The organism is Salinimicrobium profundisediminis, assembly GCF_026241755.1.
In the GTDB taxonomy this organism is placed as follows: domain Bacteria; phylum Bacteroidota; class Bacteroidia; order Flavobacteriales; family Flavobacteriaceae; genus Salinimicrobium; species Salinimicrobium profundisediminis.
The window spans coordinates 1-19,069 of record NZ_JAPJDA010000002.1 but is presented as its reverse complement, the minus strand read 5'-3'; the positions used below and the strand labels follow the sequence as shown (position 1 = coordinate 19,069).

Sequence of the window (19,069 nt, the reverse complement as noted above, 5' to 3'; positions counted from 1 at the left end):
CGTACCGGGTACAAAGGTTGAAAATGAGCGGGTTGGAAAATATGATACCGGTCATGTTTTTAAATGCCTTTCAAAAATGGCATTTTTGAAGCGTATTTTATGAGGCCACCGCTGTGAATTTATGGTTTGGTGCGGGAATATTTTTCTATTTCTGAATTGATTTCAGCGCCAATAAGAATAATAATACTGGTAAGGAAGAGCCATAGCAGCATAACTACTACTGCTGAAATAGAACCATACACCTCGCCGTAACTTCCGAAGTTTTTCACGTAGAATGAAAATCCCCAGGAGGCGATTAGCCAAAGCAAGGTGGCAATAAGTGCTCCCGGCAGCACCCATTTAAAAGCAGAAGTGGGTTTTGCAGGTGCATAGCGATAGATCAATCCTATAAAATATACCACCAGGGCAGCAAGAATAAGCCATCGCAGCCAGGTTATCAATGCGGTCACTGTAGATGGCAATGAGATTTCGTCTATGATCACGGGCCAAATCACAATGATTCCCAGGCTTAAGATCACCAGGAGAATAGCACCAAAAGTAAAAAGTAAGGTGAGGGCGTTTTGCTTGATGAAGCCCCTTTCATTGTTGGTGCCATAAGCAATATCAATACCTGTGAAGAGCGATTTCATGCCTTTATTGGAACTCCATAAACTCAGAAGGATCCCAATGGCCAGGCTCCAGCTAAGGGCACTTTGAGGTGTGGAAACAAGATCTTTTAATTGGGTCTGAATAATCTCAAAGGCCTGTTGTGGCATGACCTGTGAAATTTTTTGCAATTGGCCCTGAAGGCTCTGCGGATCCATCGCAAGGCCGTAAATAGAAACCAGTGCCCCTATAGCCGGGAACACCGCTAAAAACGCATAAAAGGCGACTCCTGCCGAAACGATGGAAACATTGTCTTCTCCAATTTGATCTTTAACTGCAATCCCAATAGATTTCCAGCCAGAGGAGGAGATTTCAGATGGTTTTTCTACGGTTTGGGAAGAATGGTAGCCTTTGCTCATTTTTCTTGTTTTTCTGAATTTTCCTTTTAAAATAAGAAATTCATTCAGCAGAAGTTCAAATATTTGCTATAAACATTTGTTAATCCTCAAGGGTAGAGCCTTTCTTTTCAAACTTTCCGCGCTTTTTAAAGTGACCAATCACCGAAGGTGCGGTGAAGCCGTGAATCACAATAGAGATGAGAATGATGTAGGCGGTAATGGCGTATAATTCATTCTTATGGCTAAAATAGTCGAAAGTCACAAAAGCCCAGGAGAGGTAGAAAATAGAGCCAATTCCCCTAATTCCGAAGAAACTAATGGCAAGTTTACTTTTGAAGTCCTTCTCTACGCCCCATAACCCGATGAGTCCCGCGACCGGTCTAACGACAAGAACAAACAGAAAGGCGAAAACCACCCCTTTCCAATCGGTTAGCGTAAGCATGCCGTTCATTATTGATCCTCCAAAAAGCAGGATATAGATCACCATAAAAAGGTGCTCCATCTCCTGGACAAAGTCGTGCAGTTTCTTCTTGTAATCCTGATCTACCTTTTCGTAATACCTAAGGCTGAAGCCGGCAAAGAAAACTGCGAGAAAGCCGTAGCCGTGAAGTAATTCGGTCACGCCGTAGGTCATAAAAGTAAGGGAGAGGGCAAGGAACCCCACAAAGGTTTTTACACCGGCGTATTTATGGATACGGTCCATCAAATGGCCAATAAGCCATCCAATGAACAGCCCGCAAATAACCCCAATAACTACTTTCAGAAGTAATTTATCCCAAAGCCAGTCTGTAAAACTGAATGCGGCCCAGCTCCCGGCCTGCGCCACGAGTACAGCAAGATAGGAGAAGGGATAGGCGATCCCATCATTGAGTCCGGCTTCGGCAGTAAGTGTAAACCGTATATCGTTGGCATGTTCTTCTTCTTCGAGAGGGTCATCAAGTTGTACCTCGGCGGCAAGAACGGGATCGGTGGGGGCGAGAACGGCTGCCAGTAAAAGACTGGATGGTAAACTGAGCAGCAGGAAATACTGCCCCAGCAGGAATGCCGAAACCATGCAAATGGGCATGGTAATGAACACCAGTAGCAGGGGTTTGCGCCAGGCTTTAAGGCTGTAGTTTGCGCCAATTTTTAAACCGGCGCCCATGAGTGAAATAATGACCAAAGCTTCAGAAAAATACATAAGGCTTTGATCATCCCACAAAGGATCTGGCCAACCCAGGGGCAACCCCACTGCATAAAGGCCAAACCCGATAAGCAACAATAGAATGGGGGAGCTTATCTTCATTTTTTCAGAAAACGACGGCAGCCACGCCATAATGATGGTAGCGAAACCGAGGCCTGCAAGGATCAGGTAATGTTTTTCCATTGTTGAAAAATAGGATTTATTCTCCCTTTTTCTTCCTAAAGGAATGTTACTTCTTTAGTTACAGTTGAAAAAACAGAAAAATTTAGGAAAGTGTCCTAAAAATAAATTGGATATTTTCCTAAAATAGCTAAATTTGTTTGTATGGGAACAGATGTATCACAAGAAATTAAGCGGTTTAAAGAGGTAAGGGATGAAAATAACTTTACGCAAACCGAATTTGCCAATTTACTGGGCATCAAGAATTCTACGGCCGACATTGAGAGGGGGCGTACCAAACTATCGGGAAAAGTGGTGGCCGAGTTGCTGCGTCAATTCGCTATTAATCCCATGTGGTTGTTTGGAGAAAGTAACCAAAAATACCTGCAGGTGACCAAAGGCGATATAAGTCCCAAAGTGGTGAGCCTTAACAGTGCAGAGGAAGAAAACATTGTGCTGGTTAATGTAAAGGCCGCTGCGGGTTATCCACATAATGTGCAGGATGTGGAATGGTATCAACAATTACCGGCATTTGATATTCCGCTGCCCGAGTACCGAAACGCCACACACAGGGGCTTTCAGGTTGAGGGAGACAGTATGCTGCCCAACTTCAGGCCGGGGGAGTGGGTTCTTGGAAAAGCTGTTCCTACAATAGAGGAAGCCAGTAATAACAGGATCTATGTGGTAGTACTTTACGACTCAGTTCTGGTAAAAAAGCTTCAGAAATTACCCGATCCTTCAAAACTATTGCTCATTTCTTTAAATGAAGAATATTTGCCTATTGAAGTGAGGGTAAATGATATTCAGGAGTTGTGGCAGGTAAATTCCAAACTCACTTTTAACCTTGATGCCCCTTCCGAAAGTAGCTTGCTGAAGCAGTTACAACAGTCGATGGAAGATCTTAAGAATGAATTCAAAACATTAAAACATTAAAAAACGGCCTGAAATAAATCAGGCCGTTTTTCGGGATATTTTAATCCCCGGTTAAAGTTGGTTAATGGTTGTTATTAGAGATCATCCTGGCCTCCGAGCCCTGTGTTCTCTCTGGTTTCATTTACTCCTTCTTCTACAGCTTCGCCGGTTGCTTCGGCAGCATCTTTTGTCTCCCTGCACGAAACAAGGGAAGTTGACAATGCAAAAGAGAAGAACAATAACAGAGCGTACTTTTTCATAATGAATGGTTTAGTTAAAAATTAATCAAGTTCATCTTCCAGTTCATCACCGGCTTCTTCAATCTCTTCACCTACCTCTTCTACATCATCGGCTTCTCTCCCGGTGTCACGACAGGAAATAAATCCTGAACTCATCGTGAACAGCAGTACAAATAATAGCGCAATACGTTTCATATTTTATGTATTTGTGGTTAATTATTTTTTGTGATTTCCCTTCCTGGAAAAGATGTCTTTTTTTTTGACATTTTAGACAATCCTGGATATGAGGGAAATTAATTGTCATCTCCTATTTTGTCTATTTCCTCATCAATTTCCTTATTGACTTCCTGGTCTATTTTCCTACCAGTGCGTTCTATGATCCCTTCATTATCTTCATCTTCGAGAGGTTCTTTTTGTTCAACCTCAACTTCTTTTTCACGTATCACTTCTCTTTCTGTAACAGTCTCGCGACAGGAGACCAGTAACGAACTTCCAAGCGCCAGAACGGCAAATAAATTTGTGATTCTCATAGTTTTTAATTTTCATTTGAGACCACCAAAGTAGTAAACTGCTGCTCCTGGGCTTAATCAATTAGCAATTATTTAATAAAAAAATTAGATAATATACAAAAACATCTTAAAAAATAAAGGATTAAATAGGATGTAAAGAAGACTTGCTTTAATTGCTTTCTTCCTTCAGTATGAAACGGTTCTGGGTTTATATTACCCAATCCTGAAGTTAATTTTGAAGTTACAGTTCTGCTGATATCATTATTGAAAACCTTTACTGCTGAAGTGGTACTTAAGTCTAGACCCACAACAGGAAGATCACCAAAATCAGAGCATCTATTGGATATTCAAAAATGGCATTTTTCTACATCTCTCTAATGAGGTCAAAGTGGGATTGAAGTTTGGGGCCTAAAGGATATTTAAAAAAGGAGAGCTCTAAACTCCCATAGCTTGTAAATAAAGAGCAGGAGAAAAATGGCAGTTACTATAAACTCCATAAAAGTAGAAGCCAGTAACCCAATAAAGGAGCCCGTTGCCGCTTTAAGTGCAGTATGGGAGTCGGCCTTATTGATGATCTCTCCCAAATAAGCCCCAACAAAGGGAGCTATTAAAATTGCAAAGGGGATAGGGATAAAGATTCCGGCGAAGAGGCCTATAGTTGCTCCAAACATACCTTTTTTACTACCACCAAGATATTTGGTGCCCAGCGCCGGGATAGTATATTGAAGCGCAAAAATGACTATGGTGATGAGTAAGGTAACACCAAGATAGGTGTAATTCATGGGAATGGCCGAAGTGAGGTGCAGTAACAGCAGGCCTGCCCAACTTACAGGTATTCCGGGTAACATGGGTAAAAAACTTCCAAGGATTCCTACGAGCATGAGAATGGCCGCCAGTGCTACCAGAATAAGGTCCATAAATAACATTTTAGGGCTAAGATAGAGAAAGAAGCTGAACAATTAAGAACTAAAGCATTAGTTTAAACTAAATATTTAGTTTATATTAGCTCAAACATTAAGATGTTATGAAGCAATTGACTAAAGCCGAAGAGGAGATCATGCAGATCCTCTGGGATCTAAAAGAAGCTAACGTGGCTACAATAATTGAAGAAATGCCCGAACCCAAACCTGCATATAATACGGTTTCTACCATTGTGCGTATTTTGGAAAGCAAAGAGTTCGTTAACCACCGCAAGCAGGGTAAAGGCTATATCTATTTCCCTACCCTGGAGAAAGAAACCTATACAGATCAAAGCATGAACAAACTCGTAGACGGATATTTTAATGGGTCATTTAAAAGTATGGTGTCTTTTTTCATGAAAAAGAACAAGATGGATACTGCCGATCTTGAAGCTATCCTGAAGGAGATCAATAAAAAATAGAGAACTATGTTGCATTACATTCTACAAGCCATTGTTTTTCAGCTCATTTTCCTTGTGGTGTACGAGCTGTTGTTAAAAAGAGAAACTTTTTTCAGCTATAACCGTATTTATCTGCTTGTTACCCCAATACTGGCGCTTATACTTCCTCTGCTGAAGATCTCTGCGCTGCAAAATGCCATTCCTGCTGAAAATTTTGTCATGCTTCCCGAAGTGTTTTTAGGAGAAGCGCCCAAAGCCGGTTTAGGTAATGCAGGAAGTACTATAGCTGCCAAAAATGTGCTTTTTGATCATTGGTGGCAGCTTATTTATTTTGGAGGGCTTCTCTTTAGTCTGGGGTTTTTCTTTAATAAGCTTAGGATCATTAGGCAGCTCTTTGATTTTAAACCGGTGGTGAACACTTCAGAAATGAAAGTTGTGGAGGTGCCGGATTCCAATATTGCCTGCACCTTTTACAAAACCATATTTCTTGGTGCCGGGCTTTCAGAAAAAGAGCGGGAGCAAATACTGTCGCACGAAATGGTACATGTGAGGCAGAGACATACGCTAGACCTGTTGTTCTTTGAGCTGTTGAGGATCATTTTCTGGTTTAATCCGCTTATTTACATCTACCAGTCCAGGATTTCGGCGCTGCATGAATTTATGGCCGATGCCGGGGTAGTCAAAAATGTCAAAAAACAGGACTACTTCCAGCAGCTGCTCAATTCAGCTTTTAATACTGAAGACATTTCATTTATAAATCAATTTTTTAATCATTCAATCATCAAAAAACGAATAGTTATGTTGCAAAAAACCAAATCAAAGTCAGTTTCAAAGTTCAAATTTTTAATCATTCTGCCGCTCATGGCCGCCATGTTGACCTATGTGGCCTGTAGCTCTTCCAAAACAGGAAATGAACAAGTTTCAACTCAACAAGTGCCGCCCCCGCCGCCTCCGCCTCCAGCCCCTGAACCTTCAACTTCTGTACCCAAAGCAGGGCAGGAAACGCTTGATATTCCATTTGCCGTTGTTGAAGAGTTGCCTGTTTTTCCGGGCTGTGAAAGTTTTGAAACCAGAGAGGAAAAGGCCGAATGTATCACCCAAAAAATAAACCAGTTCGTAAACACTAACTTCAATACCTCTCTGGGTAAAGAATTAGGATTAACAGGCCTAAACAGGATCTATGTGCAGTTTAAGATTGCCAAAAATGGAGTTGTGGAAGTATTGGGAGCAAGGGCGCCACACCCTGCACTTGAGGAAGAAGCAAGGCGGGTAGTGAATCTTCTCCCAAAAATGACCCCGGGTAAGCAAAGAGGAGAAGAAGTAGGAGTGCTGTATTCCCTGCCAATTAGCTTTATGGTTCCCGAAGCTACTTCTGAAGACAAAAAATCTTCTGAAAACTAGTTGATGAAGTTTAAGATTTTATTCCTCATTATTATAATCCTTTCCACTAAAGCCGAAGCCCAAACTTCGGCTTTAGTCATGGCTGATAGATAGTCTTTTTGGTAAGTTCCTAAGATCCCCCACTCAAATCAAGGCAGTTCAGGGTGGATTATTTAGTCCGCTTGAAGCCTCAAAACCGAAGACCGACCCATAATTTCCATTTTTGATAATAGCATTTTTGAGAGGGGATTGAGTTTATTTTCCTACATTTATTTTATCTAAAGCTAAGGCTGAAGGTATCTTTCCCTACGCTACATGACTAAAGTAATTCCATAGCCCAACCAAAAAGGTATGCTAAATTCCTACTATAAGGACGACATTCAAACTTTTATAAATAAAAGTAGAGAGGAAATAATTGGGGAAATAACCCTTTCTAATCAATTCGACTCAAATAGAAAACAAAACAAATCTTGGGAACTCCAAATATACATTCTTCAAAAGGTCTTAAAATCTTATAGTGGCACGATATTTTTTGAATTTTCTATTCCGAGAATGGGGAAAAGAGTAGATGCTTTGGTAATTATTCAAAACACTGTTTTTGTAATAGAGTTTAAAGTTGGAGAAAGTAAATATCATAACATCAACATTGAACAAGTTTGGGATTATGCATTAGATTTAAAAAACTTTCACAAGCCAAGTCACAAGGCTCTTCTAGTTCCAATCTTGGTTGCAACAGAAGCAGAAAACTCTATTATTGAAATTGCTACCACATCCCATAATGATAAATTGTTGCTTCCTATTAAAGTAAATCAACAGGATCTTCAGGATGCAATTTCTACGACTCTAAGTTTTTACACTGATAAAGAACAAGATATATCAGCAGAATATGCTGCTGGAAGTTATTCTCCTACTCCCACCATTGTCGAAGCTGCATTAAATCTTTACCGGACTCATACCGTCGACGAAATTACACGTAGCGATGCAGAGGCTAAAAACCTTACCGAAACGACTTCTCTAATTTCGCAAGTCATTAAAAAAGCCCAAATAGAAAAGAAAAAAATTATATGCTTTGTCACCGGTGTGCCTGGTGCCGGAAAAACTTTAGTTGGTCTAAAAGTCGCAACTTCTCATCTTGATGAAGAAAACGGAAATACCAGCGTATATCTTTCAGGAAACGGGCCTTTAGTTTCAATTCTTCAAGAAGCTTTAGCAAGAGATAAAATTAAAAATGAAAAAGAGAATGGAAGAAAACTGACCAAGGGGAAAGCGAGGGCAAGTGTCAAAACCTTTATTCAAAATATTCACCATTATAGAGATGCATATCTAGTCGATCCAAAACCACCATACGATCACGTCGCCATTTTTGATGAAGCACAACGGGCGTGGAATAAGGAGCAAACAGTCAAATTCATGAAGCAGAAAAAAGGTCAGCATGATTTTGATTTTTCAGAACCTGAATTTTTGATATCATGTTTGGACCGTCATAAAGATTGGTCTGTTATTATCTGTTTAGTAGGTGGAGGACAAGAAATAAATACCGGTGAAGCTGGAATTTCTGAATGGTTAGAGGCAATAAAAAATAGATTTTCAAATTGGGAGGTCTATATTTCTCCAAACTTAGTGGATTCTGAATATCAAGCTGAAGAAGCCATAACTAATCTTAAAGAGAAAACTTCAGTAAAGTTGAATCCTTCTTTACATTTAAAGGTTTCTATGCGTTCTTTTAGAGCAGAAAATTTATCTCTACTTGTAAAGAATATTCTCGACCTCGATTACAGTTCGGCAATTAAAACTTATTCTAATTTATCGACTAATTATCCAATTGTTCTCACACGCAATGTGCATAAAGCTAAGAAGTGGCTTAAAGAAAAAGCAAGAGGAAGTGAACGGTATGGAATCATTGTTTCCTCACAAGCCCAGCGATTAAAACCTTACGCTATTGATGTGAAAAGTCCAATGAATCCTGTTCATTGGTTTTTGAATGATAGAGACGATGTTCGTTCTTCCTATTTTTTAGAAGATGTAGCAACAGAATTTCATGTGCAAGGTCTTGAGCTCGATTGGGCTTGTGTAACCTGGGACGGTGATCTACGATATTCTAAAGAAGGGTGGAAAAGTTTTTCTTTTGTTGGAAAGAAATGGCAGCATATACATAAGGAAGAGCGACAAAAATATTTAATTAATGCTTACCGCGTATTGTTAACCCGAGCCCGACAAGGTATGGTAATAGTAGTTCCAGAGGGAAGTAATGAAGACCATACAAGAAAACCAGAATTTTATAATTCAACTTTTAATTATCTGAAATCAATAGGATTCTCAGAAATTTAATTTTTTCCTGGTATCTTCAGTTAAAAATTAGAGATGCAAAAGAAATCTATTTCATTTCAGTATTTACATCGCGATGAGGGAAACTACAAAACTTTTGGAGAAATAATCTTTGGGAATGATGAAGATTTGAGTCCGGAAAAAGCAGAGGAGACTCTACGTAAGAAACTCATAGATACTACATACTTTTATCCTTTGCCAAATGGGATTCCCCTTTTTCAGGAACATACAGGTTATATCTACTTCTCCGATTGGTACGAGTTCCAGAAATTTTCCCGGACCAATGAGAAGCCTACCGATCCAAGGAGTTTAAGTACTTTTTTATCTCAGTTTTCTGAATGACTCCCCTCCACCAACTTCTTCTGCAAATTGAGCAAAAAACCTTGGGAGCAGGAACTGGAGCTTAGCCGGAACGAATATTTAAAAGGTGAAAGGCAATCGACACCAACATCAAGTTTGTGATTTACATAGAACTGCCATATATGGCGAAGGGAAGTTTTAGCGGGGTTAGTCCAAATTATTTTCTCCAATTCCTGACTTCTTCCTCTAGTTGATCCTGTGTACTAAAATTACCCTTTTTATATTCAGCCTCAGCCTCAGAATTTTCCTTTTGAAACTCTTCTCTATTTAAAGGCTTTCCCTTTACAGTATAAGCCACTATGGAATCATTTTCATAATTCTCCACCAGGGCCTGAACTTCTTTTAGTACCGTTTCGTCAGCTTTATTGATGTAATCCACTAACCTGCGCCTTAATTCTATAGCTTCCATCTCATCATTTTTAATAAAGATAATGAATTCAAATAATCCTTCAATTCCTATTTTATTTCCGAATGATATGCGTAAGACTCAAAGTGAATTCTCTATCGATCGGAGGAAATACGAAAAAGTCGGGCAATAAAAATGAACATCTTCATCCGAAGTAAAAAGCGAGAGCAGAACTCCAAAAGAAGGAAATTGCCGCAGTCGCTAAAAATGTTCTTTGGAAAGACGTAGGAACTTTGAATTTTGAACCTTAAACCCCTTTCCTAAACCGTCATAGAAAACAACCTCGTTTCCGGTTTATTTCTTTGCAGCAGCAGGTCAAATGCCATGCAGATGTTCCTTACAAAAGGACGTCCTGTTTCTTTGATGATGAGTTTTTCATCCCCGAATTCCAGGAGGCCGTCGGCTTCCATTTCTTTCAGGCTGATGAGGACTTCAGGAAGTTCCGGAAATTTCATAACGTCGTCTTTCCATGATGTTTCCAGGTTGCACATAAGATTCAGAATGTGCTGTCGCATTTTTTCATCTTCCGCAGTGAGTATATGTCCGCGGTAAAGGGGCAGATCGCCTTTTTCAAGGATCCCGTAATATTCTTCAATGGTCTTGACATTCTGGGCGAAACCGCTCCAGCTGTCACTAATAGCCGAAACTCCCAGGCCAATCATCACTTTGGTCTTTGAAGAGGTGTAGCCCATAAAGTTGCGGTGCAGCTTGTTGCTTTCCATCGCCTTGTACAGCGTATCGGTCTTTAGAGCAAAATGATCCATACCCACTTCTACATATCCGGCTTCGGCAAGTAACTGTTTTCCCACCTCGTACATTTCGCGTTTCACAGCGGCTGTTGGCAGATCTTCATCCTTAAAACCACGCTGCCCGTTCCCTTTTATCCACGGCACGTGCGCATAGCTGTAAAAAGCAATCCTGTCGGGCATCAATTCTCTGGTTTTCTCTATGGTTTCCCTCACGTGGTCTACAGTCTGAAACGGCAGACCAAAAATCAAGTCATGACCCACAGAGGTGTAACCAATTTCGCGGGCGCCTTCAGTAGCATTTTTCACATTCACAAAGGGCTGAAACCTGTGAATAGCCCGTTGCACCTCAAAATTATAATCCTGCACCCCGTAGCTCACCCGGTCAAAGCCCAGGTCGTAAAGTAACTGCAGGTGTTCCTGTTTGGTGTTGTTGGGGTGGCCTTCAAAGCTGAAATCGGTTTCCTCTGCCCGATCAGCTTTTTCAAAAAGTCCGTCGAGAAGGATCCTAAGGTTTTCCGGAGAAAAGAAGGTGGGTGTTCCTCCACCCAGGTGAATCTCCTTAATCACCGGGTTTTCCTCCAGCAGGTTCACGTACATGTCCCACTCCTCAAGCACTGCAGCGATGTACGGCGACTCCACTTCATGACGTTTGGTAATGCGTTTGTTGCAGCCGCAAAAAGTACACAGGCTCTCGCAAAAAGGCAGGTGGATGTAGATACTTATCCCCTCTTCGCTGTTGCTCTCCAAAAATGACTTTTTTAACCGCTCTTTATATTGTGCTACCGTAAATGCAGCTTCGTTCCAGTAGGGCACCGTGGGATAACTGGTATACCTGGGGCCGGGAACGTTGTATTTCTGAATTAAAGAAGTGCTCATACCTTTTAATTTAGTTGCAAAAGTATAAGGCTGGCTCTGATTATAACATGATTTTAATCAGGTCATAAATGTCTGAATTACATACCTCTTTAAAATGGCATTTTCTGAAGGATTTTTTCTGAAGGATTTGTCAGGCATCAACCTGTCCCGATGCTTCGGGAGTTTCAGGTTCACGTTTTTTCCAAAGACCAGATCTAAGTGATTCTGAAATAAATTCAGAATGACGTCTATTTTAGGTTCTATTTTAAACAAGAAATCACCTCGTGACCTACATATCTAAAATACCATTGTCAGCGGGTTATTTTGAAAAAAAAGGATAAGAATTTTTCCAATTGAATATTGTTCTGTTCTTTTTTGCATTGCCCAAAAAAGAACCAAAAAACGCTAGGCTTACGTAAATTGATCTAAATTTTTCGGTCGATGTCTAAATTTTCTGAACTCGCGGGAGAAATTGTAGAACGAGAATAATAAAGAACGCTCAAACAGCATAAGATTTAAACGTCATCTCTCTTCAAATTTCATGATCAATTTTCGATAGGCCGGTAACATGTTTTCCACAATTATTCTCGGGGAGATTCTTTTTTGTAAGTGTAGTGCTCCCCCGGCGTTAAAAATTTTTGAAGCCTTGGAAAAAATTTAGCCGGGGGAGCACGGTTCTAGTTTTGCGGGAGCAAAATTGGAAACACCTATCAAAAAAGTGTCCTTTTTTTGGTTCGTTTTTTTGGACAAGCAAAAAAATGAACAAACATGAATAAAATCGAAATCTTAATGACCGAAGGGAAACTTCTTAATTGCAAATAATTCACAAAGACCTGTTCAGATTGATAAACATGATCAGAGAAAGAAACTTACCTCTCTAAAATGTCATTTCTGAAGGTTCTTTTCGGTGAGGTATTTCCAGTACCGCTTTGGGAGGTGTTGCACATGCAACTTAGAGTTTGCCCTGCTTTTGATGTTTGTGCTGGTAAAATACTGATCCCATAACTGCTGAAAGGCTATTTCTGAAGTGTGAAAAAAAGCCTCGGGTGAGCCTGAAATTCCTATGGCGGGATCGAGATCCAGGGTGATATAATTTATTTCTGAAAGATCCCACGCGATGCCGAAATTCCGTTTTAGATCATAGATGATCCACTTTTGATCTGCATACCGGTTCTTAAAATGGCTTTTTATTAGCGGCAACACGTTGAAATCGGGTTCTATTGCCGCAAAATACACCTGCTCTTTGGTCAGCCTGAATCGCACAAAAGCTTCCATGCGATGTTTCTCCCGGCCGACTTTCTTAGCTGCCTGCGCCACTTTCAGCACTGCAGGATGGGAAAAATCCCGGTCTACAGGCACATTTTCAGCCAGGATATAGCGAATCATACTGAACATGTGCATTTCCATCCCTGAAATTTCACTCAGAAAAGCCCATTTTAGGTCCCGAAGCCCGGCGGGAGAAGCTTTTTTCTTCATGGACCTCCATACGCGTTTGGCCTTTTCAGGCTCTGTGATCACCTCCTTTGATTCTGAAAATAGTTGTTGGCCCGGCTGCGCTCCCGGCGGTTTTACATCCACAACTTTCAGCTTTTCTTCGTAGGCGGTGAACACGCAGCAAAGAAAACCTTCCAGCGTGCCGTCATAAGTAAGTACTGCCTGCTGTTCCATCTAAAAAAGGCTTAACTGGGTTCCGATCTCCTTCCTGAACTTTCCGGAAGAGGTTTTTAAAATGACATTTTTGAGATACTCGCTGGAAGGTTCTTTCACTTCAAATTCGCGGGAGTCGCAGGTGATGAAATGTTTCGCCCGGTTCATGGCGATCCCGATATTCTTCAAGTGTTCCCAATTGAGTTTCCGGAATTTCCTCGCCTGCAGGATCTTGTTGACCGATTTTAATCCGATACCGGGAATGCGCAAAAGCAATTGCTTTTCTACCCGATTGATATTCACCGGAAACAAATGCCGGTTTCGCAGCGCCCAACTGAGTTTTGGATCTACTTCGAGGTCGAGATTGAGGTGCTGCTCATTCAGCAGCTCCCGAATATCAAAGCCGTAGAAGCGCAGCAGCCAGTCGGTCTGGTACAGCCGGTTCTCCCGCAACAGCGGCACCTGAGAATTCAAAGCCGGCAACCGCGGATCTTCAGCCACCGGCACGTATCCCGAATAATAAACCCGCTTCATGTTGTACTTCTTATAAAAAAAGTTGGCCGAATACATGATGTCGCGATCGCTTTCGCCCGAGGCGCCTATGATCATCTGCGTGCTTTGTCCCGCCGGGGCATATTTTGGGGTGCTTTTTATAAGCCGGCTTTCCTGTTTGTACTGGATGATCTCATTTTTCACCTTTTCCATCGGCTTCATGAAATCTTCATGCTTTTTGTCGGGTGCCAGGAGCTTGAGTCCGCTTTTGGTGGGGATCTCGATGTTGACGCTCAGCCGATCGGCATAGAGTCCGGCTTCGCGCATGAGTTCGTCGCTGCCACCGGGAATCGACTTCAGGTGGATATAGCCATTGAAATTCTCTTCCAGTCGCAGCTTTTTCGCCACCTGGATAAGGCGTTCCATAGTATAATCGGCATCTTTAAAGATTCCGGAACTCAGGAAAAGACCTTCAATATAATTGCGTCGGTAAAAGTGAATGGTAAGATCAACCACTTCCTGCACCTTAAAAGCAGCGCGTTTTACCTCATTACTCTTGCGGGTCACGCAGTAGGCGCAGTCAAAAATACAGTGGTTGGTGAGCAGGATCTTGAGCAGGGAAACGCAGCGGCCATCTTCGGTGTAGGAATGGCAAATGCCCATGCCCGAGGAATCTCCCAGGCCATTGGTGGTGTTTTTGCGTTTGCTTCCGCTGGAAGAACAGGACACATCGTATTTTGCTGCATCGGCCAGGATACTTAGCTTCTCTTTTATTCTCTCATAATCCATGCTGAAGACTTTCAGCAAAAATAGGAAAATATCCTATTTATAGGAATTATTCCGCGTAATTAAAAAATTGGATCGCTTCGCTGCAAGAATTTGGAACCAGGGCTTGAGTTTGAGATGAAAATCCACCACCACCTTTTTTAAATTGCCTAACCATGTTTTTCTCATGGGCGTGACTTCGAGCCTGCCTGATACAGGCAGGTGATTTTTATGAGCTGGAGCGACGGGAAATCGTATCGGGAAGAAAGCCGTCCACTTAGCCACTGTTCTTGATACAAATCTACCCTTGCTATTGCAGTCAAAGATTTACCCGGTTCTCGATACATTTTTCACCATGCTCCCGCATGGCGAAAAACACTCGAACTGACGGGGAACTGCAAATTGTAGATCTGTTTATTATTCATTGATCATTCACTCAAACAACTTCAGAATAAGGATTAATGCAACTTACCTCTCAAAAATGGCATTTCTAAAAGCTTTTTTCTGAAAGAAATTCCGCTTAAACCTTGAACATTAAACCTTAGACCTTAAACCTTTTAAAGTTGTCCCACGGCATCGAGCAAGCCTTCACGCAGGCCTTTCCAGGCGTAGTTCCAGAAAGACTTGTTTTTGGTACGCTCTACCCGCACATCCTGGCCGCCGCCTTCATCGGGTTCCTGTTCGTTATCTACAAAGAGGTTGGCAATAGCACTTAAAAAGCCTTTTTTCTCCTTCTCTTTATTAACCAGTTCCACTTTAAATTCGTCATATTCCATTCTGAAATCGCCTTGCAGCACATCGTCATTTCCGTAGAAATTAAAGTAGACGCTATTTACCGTTCCACGGGCACGGGCATTGAGGGAAGGAATAAGAAAAGGGTCCAGGGCCTCACCTTCGAGGGTGCCAAAGTTGCCTGAGATCTGAAATTTGTCCTGAGGATTAAAAACAGGGAAGGTCCAGTCAATACTGACAGGGGTGCCTTGCATAAAATCGGCATTGGCAGTTATTTTGGGTTGAGTATCGAGCTCCTTTAGGTTGTGGAGATCATTTATTTCGCCATTAACAGCAGCAAAGCGGACTATAGCGGGCTTCTCTGCGCCCTCTACCTGCTCTTCATACACAATTTCGCTGTTTTTCACCTCTACCTTCTCAAAATTGAGAAAAATAGGTGCCTCCCGCAACATCTTACTGTAAAGCGGCTTCTCATTTGGATAATCGGCTACCAGTTTGTTCCTGTAAATATCAAGCTGAGCCCGGGCCACGGTCATTTTTGGATTTCGAAGGTACAAAGAGTCATTCCGCATCTCAAAATTAAGACTGTCGAGCGTGATCTTTTCTACATCAAGCCTCACGTAGTCTTTTTCGTAAGGGATCCTTTGCACAAATTCTTCGCGGGTAAAGAGGGAACGGATCTTAAAATCGGAAATATCTATCTGCCCATTCTGTGCTGAAACACTTCCCACATCAATGTAGTGCTCTGGATTCATCCTCAGATAAAGTGTATCGAGTTCAAGCTGATAATTTTTGAGACCCGAGAGCTGCATTCCCGATTTAATATCTTCAACCCGGGCAGTTGGGATATGAGCATACATAGTAGCCGCAGCAGTATCGGAAGGTTGTTTACTAAAACTGCCATTTTTGACCCGTAGATTCTTTACATGTACCTGCTGTTGCGCCGAAGATTTCTTTGCAGAAGTATCTTTAGGAAAGAAGGTAAGCGAGGGGGAGATGATCTCAAATTCATCTACCTCGATATTGTTATTGAATAAATATTCGGTGTACGAAAGTCCGTTTACTTTAACTTTATCAATGCTCCCCGCAAACCTGCGTTCATCCAGCTTCAGGTTCTCTACGCTGAACCTATTAAGAAAGATATTTACTGAAAGATCGTTGTAACCCGAAGCCTGCAGTTTCTCATCAAGCTGCTGCTCAATGCTGTTCTTTACGTATAGATTTGCCAGAAACAGCAGAAGAATAATCCCTGCCACACCCGCACCGATCCAGATAATTGTTTTTTTCTTGCTCACGCTTTTTTTGTTTAAGATAGTATTTTTCCTTCAAACACCTGTTAACACTACTTCAGGAGAAAACAGACTATGTTTTACCATCTTAAAAAGCGGGTACAATTGTTAAGATTTTGCTGTAAGATTCCACTTACATTTTCTTAATTCTTCACAACTTTGGTTCGGGAATGTTACTTCGCTGTTAATTCTTTATTAATCAACATTTTATTAGAACATTTTTAACACTTCAAGTCTTAATTTAGGCCCTGTAAGAAGAAAACTAACTAAAATATAATCAGCCATATGACATCATTTCAACCCTCTCAAATCATAGAACAATTCAAGAATTTTATACACGATAGTTGTGCTACTTGTGAAACTGAAATGGATAAATACAGCTCTCTTCACAAGGGGATCATTAAAATGTATTTTGGGGCCCGTCGTGTAGAGATAGATTATAAGCAACAACTTATTAAAGCTGAGATTCCTATGGCTCCGCATCAATACACTACAGTAAATTTTGAGTGCCAGGACCTGGACAGGTTCCTTTCTTCCTGCCTCAAAAATGACAAAAGAAGCCTGAATTTTTATCAGAGCTCATTAAACTACTACAACCATACCCCGAAAGCACTTTCCCAGGTTGCTTAGTGAAATGTTGAAATGCGGTTTATGAATTTAGCTTCGGAATTTTCCGGAGCTTTTTTTTGCTGAAAAGAATTTGCTGACAGAAGAGAGGTTGACATCAACCTTGTTTAGCTGGGTATTTTTCAATTACCGAAATATCAATGCAATAAAAAAGCCGACTCGTTAAAGTCGGCTTTTCTCAGTCTGTGCGGGCGAAAGGACTCGAACCTTCACACCTTGCGGCACTAGATCCTAAGTCTAGCGTGTCTACCAATTCCACCACGCCCGCGTTGGTAATTTCAATAAGATTGCTTGTTGTAAGCGGATGCAAATATAAGCATAAGTTTGAATCTGCAAATGGAAAAATAAAAAAAATTCTCCGTTAGGGAGAATTTTTTTTATTTAGTATTGAGTAATTAGTACTGAGTATTGAGATGTCTTCCCGCTAACTACTCAGTACTAATTACTCAATACTATTTTTTACCTTTACTCTTTACCAAAATTATACACATGCAAGACATTAAAAAATATGTGGAAGCGAATAAACAGCGGTTCATTGACGAACTCGTGGAGCTGCTAAAAATCCCTTCCATTAGTGCCGATTCCAAATACAAGAAAGATCTACTAAAAACTGCCGAAGCTGTTAAACAAAGCCTGCTAGACGCTGGTTGCGATGTGGCCGAAATCCATGAAACTCCCGGTCATCCCGTTGTTTTTGGAGAAAAGATCATTGATAAGAACCTGCCCACAGTGCTCGTGTATGGTCATTACGACGTCCAGCCGCCAGATCCTGTTGAACTATGGGAGAGTCCGCCGTTTGAGCCGGTGATAAAAAACACAGAAATTCATCCCGAAGGTGCCATTTTTGCCAGGGGAGCATGTGACGATAAAGGCCAGATGTACATGCACGTAAAGGCATTGGAATACATGACCAAAAATGATAAACTTCCCTGCAATGTGAAGTTCATGATTGAAGGGGAAGAAGAAGTGGGTAGTGAAAACCTTGGCTGGTTCATTGAGAAGAACAGGGAAAAACTGCAGAACGATGTGATCCTTATCAGTGATACCGGGATGATTGCCAAAGATGTACCATCTATCACCACAGGCCTCCGCGGCCTCAGCTATATGGAAGTGGAAGTGACCGGGCCCAACCGCGACCTTCACAGCGGACTATACGGGGGAGCGGTAGCAAACCCCATTAATGTGCTTTCAAAAATGATCGCTTCTCTACAGGATGAGAACAACAGGATCACCGTTCCGGGATTTTATGACAATGTAAAGGAGTACAGCGAAGCTGAAAGGGGAAAAATGGCCGAGGCTCCTTTTGATCTTGAAGCTTACAAGAAGAAACTCAATATTGAAGATGTTCATGGAGAAGAAGGTTTCAGCACCCTGGAACGGGCTTCTATTCGACCTACACTAGATGTGAACGGAATTTGGGGAGGCTACACCGGTGAAGGTGCAAAAACAGTATTGCCATCAAAAGCCTATGCTAAAATTTCTATGCGTCTGGTAAGTGATCAGGACTGGAAAAATATAAGTCAATTGTTTACCAAACATTTTGAGAGCCTCGCGCCAAAAAGTGTAAAGGTAAAAGTGACTACTCATCACGGCGGGCAGGCCTATGTTACTCCAATAGACACACTCGAATATCAGGCTGCCAATGATGCTTATGCCGAAGTCTTCGGAAAAGATCCAATCCCGCAGCACAGCGGTGGAAGTATTCCCATAGTTGCCCTGTTTGAGAAAGAACTGAAAAGTAAGACTATTCTGATGGGCTTCGGACTGGATACCGATGCGATCCATTCCCCGAATGAACACTTCGGAATCTGGAATTATCTTAAGGGAATTGAAACCATTCCGTACTTCTATAAGCACTTCACTAAACTGAAGCAGGCAGAGAAGTAGCAGAATACAGGGGACGGATTGCAAATCTGCACCAAACGGAATATATAAAACCTAACAGGTCTCAAAGACCTGTTAGGTTTGAATACAATACAAAAGGCCTCACAGGTTTTCAAAACTTGTGAGGCCTTTTAATATTCTGACTAACGTCAAATTAGTTGGTTGGAACTAAAGTTGGTGAAAACCCCAGATCCTCTGGTTTGAGTTCCAATT

The 19,069-nt window shown here is 41.4% G+C and carries 18 protein-coding genes and 1 tRNA gene; 7 read left to right on the top strand and 12 right to left on the bottom strand.

All coding sequences use genetic code 11. From position 1 onward, the window contains the following. Positions 1 to 119 precede the first annotated feature (119 nt). Together OQ279_RS01250 and OQ279_RS01245 are read right to left on the bottom strand one after the other, a co-directional pair. Positions 120 to 1,004 carry a YihY/virulence factor BrkB family protein gene (locus OQ279_RS01250; RefSeq protein WP_266067944.1) on the bottom strand — a complete coding sequence of 295 codons (885 nt, stop codon included), beginning with the start codon at positions 1,002 to 1,004 and terminating at the stop codon, positions 120 to 122. 79 nt (positions 1,005 to 1,083) lie between these two features. Continuing rightward, positions 1,084 to 2,349 carry a cation:proton antiporter gene (locus OQ279_RS01245; protein WP_266067943.1) on the bottom strand — a complete coding sequence of 422 codons (1,266 nt, stop codon included), beginning with the start codon at positions 2,347 to 2,349 and terminating at the stop codon, positions 1,084 to 1,086. 141 nt (positions 2,350 to 2,490) lie between these two features. Between OQ279_RS01245 and OQ279_RS01240 the strand changes: the two genes are divergently transcribed. After that, positions 2,491 to 3,258 carry an XRE family transcriptional regulator gene (locus OQ279_RS01240; RefSeq protein WP_266067942.1) on the top strand — a complete coding sequence of 256 codons (768 nt, stop codon included), beginning with the start codon at positions 2,491 to 2,493 and terminating at the stop codon, positions 3,256 to 3,258. A gap of 74 nt (positions 3,259 to 3,332) precedes the next feature. Here the strand turns inward: OQ279_RS01240 and OQ279_RS01235 are convergent, their stop codons facing one another. The 4 genes from OQ279_RS01235 to OQ279_RS01220 all read right to left on the bottom strand — a co-directional run bounded on the left by OQ279_RS01235 (position 3,333) and on the right by OQ279_RS01220 (position 4,902). Next, on the bottom strand, positions 3,333 to 3,497 hold the full coding sequence (locus tag OQ279_RS01235) for a hypothetical protein (protein WP_266067941.1): 165 nt from the start codon (positions 3,495 to 3,497) through the stop codon (positions 3,333 to 3,335). Between the two features lie 21 nt (positions 3,498 to 3,518). Continuing rightward, positions 3,519 to 3,671 (bottom strand): hypothetical protein, encoded by a 153-nt coding sequence (locus tag OQ279_RS01230; RefSeq protein ID WP_266067940.1) that lies wholly within the window; start codon positions 3,669 to 3,671, stop codon positions 3,519 to 3,521. 98 nt (positions 3,672 to 3,769) lie between these two features. Next, entirely contained in the window at positions 3,770 to 4,006 is a 237-nt protein-coding gene (locus OQ279_RS01225; RefSeq protein ID WP_266067939.1) for a hypothetical protein, read from the bottom strand. A 398-nt stretch (positions 4,007 to 4,404) separates the two neighbouring features. Then, positions 4,405 to 4,902: a DUF456 domain-containing protein gene (locus OQ279_RS01220; RefSeq protein WP_266067938.1), complete on the bottom strand. Its 498-nt coding sequence runs from the start codon at positions 4,900 to 4,902 to the stop codon at positions 4,405 to 4,407. 107 nt (positions 4,903 to 5,009) lie between these two features. On the opposite strand from OQ279_RS01220, the gene OQ279_RS01215 reads away from it, so the two are divergent. The 4 genes from OQ279_RS01215 (at position 5,010) to OQ279_RS01200 (ending at position 9,392) form a co-directional block, all read left to right on the top strand. Continuing rightward, positions 5,010 to 5,366 carry a BlaI/MecI/CopY family transcriptional regulator gene (locus tag OQ279_RS01215; protein WP_266067937.1) on the top strand — a complete coding sequence of 119 codons (357 nt, stop codon included), beginning with the start codon at positions 5,010 to 5,012 and terminating at the stop codon, positions 5,364 to 5,366. Positions 5,367 to 5,372: 6 nt separating this feature from the next. After that, positions 5,373 to 6,746 (top strand): M56 family metallopeptidase, encoded by a 1,374-nt coding sequence (locus OQ279_RS01210; protein WP_266067936.1) that lies wholly within the window; start codon positions 5,373 to 5,375, stop codon positions 6,744 to 6,746. A 330-nt stretch (positions 6,747 to 7,076) separates the two neighbouring features. Beyond that, positions 7,077 to 9,053 (top strand): DUF2075 domain-containing protein, encoded by a 1,977-nt coding sequence (locus OQ279_RS01205; RefSeq protein WP_266067935.1) that lies wholly within the window; start codon positions 7,077 to 7,079, stop codon positions 9,051 to 9,053. Positions 9,054 to 9,086: 33 nt separating this feature from the next. Then, complete coding sequence (locus OQ279_RS01200) at positions 9,087 to 9,392, top strand: hypothetical protein (RefSeq protein ID WP_266067934.1); 306 nt, start codon at positions 9,087 to 9,089, stop codon at positions 9,390 to 9,392. Between the two features lie 175 nt (positions 9,393 to 9,567). On the opposite strand, the gene OQ279_RS01195 is transcribed toward OQ279_RS01200, so the two are convergent. The 5 genes from OQ279_RS01195 to OQ279_RS01175 all read right to left on the bottom strand — a co-directional run bounded on the left by OQ279_RS01195 (position 9,568) and on the right by OQ279_RS01175 (position 16,351). Next, entirely contained in the window at positions 9,568 to 9,819 is a 252-nt protein-coding gene (locus OQ279_RS01195) for a hypothetical protein (RefSeq protein ID WP_266067933.1), read from the bottom strand. Between the two features lie 257 nt (positions 9,820 to 10,076). Then, positions 10,077 to 11,441 (bottom strand): oxygen-independent coproporphyrinogen III oxidase, encoded by a 1,365-nt coding sequence (gene hemN, locus OQ279_RS01190; RefSeq protein WP_266067932.1) that lies wholly within the window; start codon positions 11,439 to 11,441, stop codon positions 10,077 to 10,079. An 864-nt stretch (positions 11,442 to 12,305) separates the two neighbouring features. Further along, complete coding sequence (locus OQ279_RS01185; protein ID WP_266067931.1) at positions 12,306 to 13,088, bottom strand: TIGR03915 family putative DNA repair protein; 783 nt, start codon at positions 13,086 to 13,088, stop codon at positions 12,306 to 12,308. After that, positions 13,089 to 14,348 carry a putative DNA modification/repair radical SAM protein gene (locus tag OQ279_RS01180; RefSeq protein WP_266067930.1) on the bottom strand — a complete coding sequence of 420 codons (1,260 nt, stop codon included), beginning with the start codon at positions 14,346 to 14,348 and terminating at the stop codon, positions 13,089 to 13,091. Positions 14,349 to 14,881: 533 nt separating this feature from the next. Beyond that, positions 14,882 to 16,351, bottom strand: a complete 1,470-nt coding sequence (locus OQ279_RS01175) for an AsmA family protein (protein WP_266067929.1) — start codon at positions 16,349 to 16,351, stop codon at positions 14,882 to 14,884. A gap of 279 nt (positions 16,352 to 16,630) precedes the next feature. Here OQ279_RS01175 and OQ279_RS01170 point away from each other — a divergent pair, with 279 nt between their 5' ends. Then, complete coding sequence (locus OQ279_RS01170; protein ID WP_266067928.1) at positions 16,631 to 16,975, top strand: hypothetical protein; 345 nt, start codon at positions 16,631 to 16,633, stop codon at positions 16,973 to 16,975. 183 nt (positions 16,976 to 17,158) lie between these two features. Here OQ279_RS01170 and OQ279_RS01165 read toward each other — a convergent pair. Further along, a tRNA-Leu gene (locus OQ279_RS01165) sits at positions 17,159 to 17,240 on the bottom strand. Between the two features lie 221 nt (positions 17,241 to 17,461). Here OQ279_RS01165 and OQ279_RS01160 point away from each other — a divergent pair. Further along, the gene (locus OQ279_RS01160) at positions 17,462 to 18,859 is read left to right on the top strand and encodes a dipeptidase (protein WP_266067927.1); all 1,398 of its coding nucleotides are present in this window, start codon (positions 17,462 to 17,464) and stop codon (positions 18,857 to 18,859) included. Positions 18,860 to 19,069 lie beyond the last annotated feature (210 nt).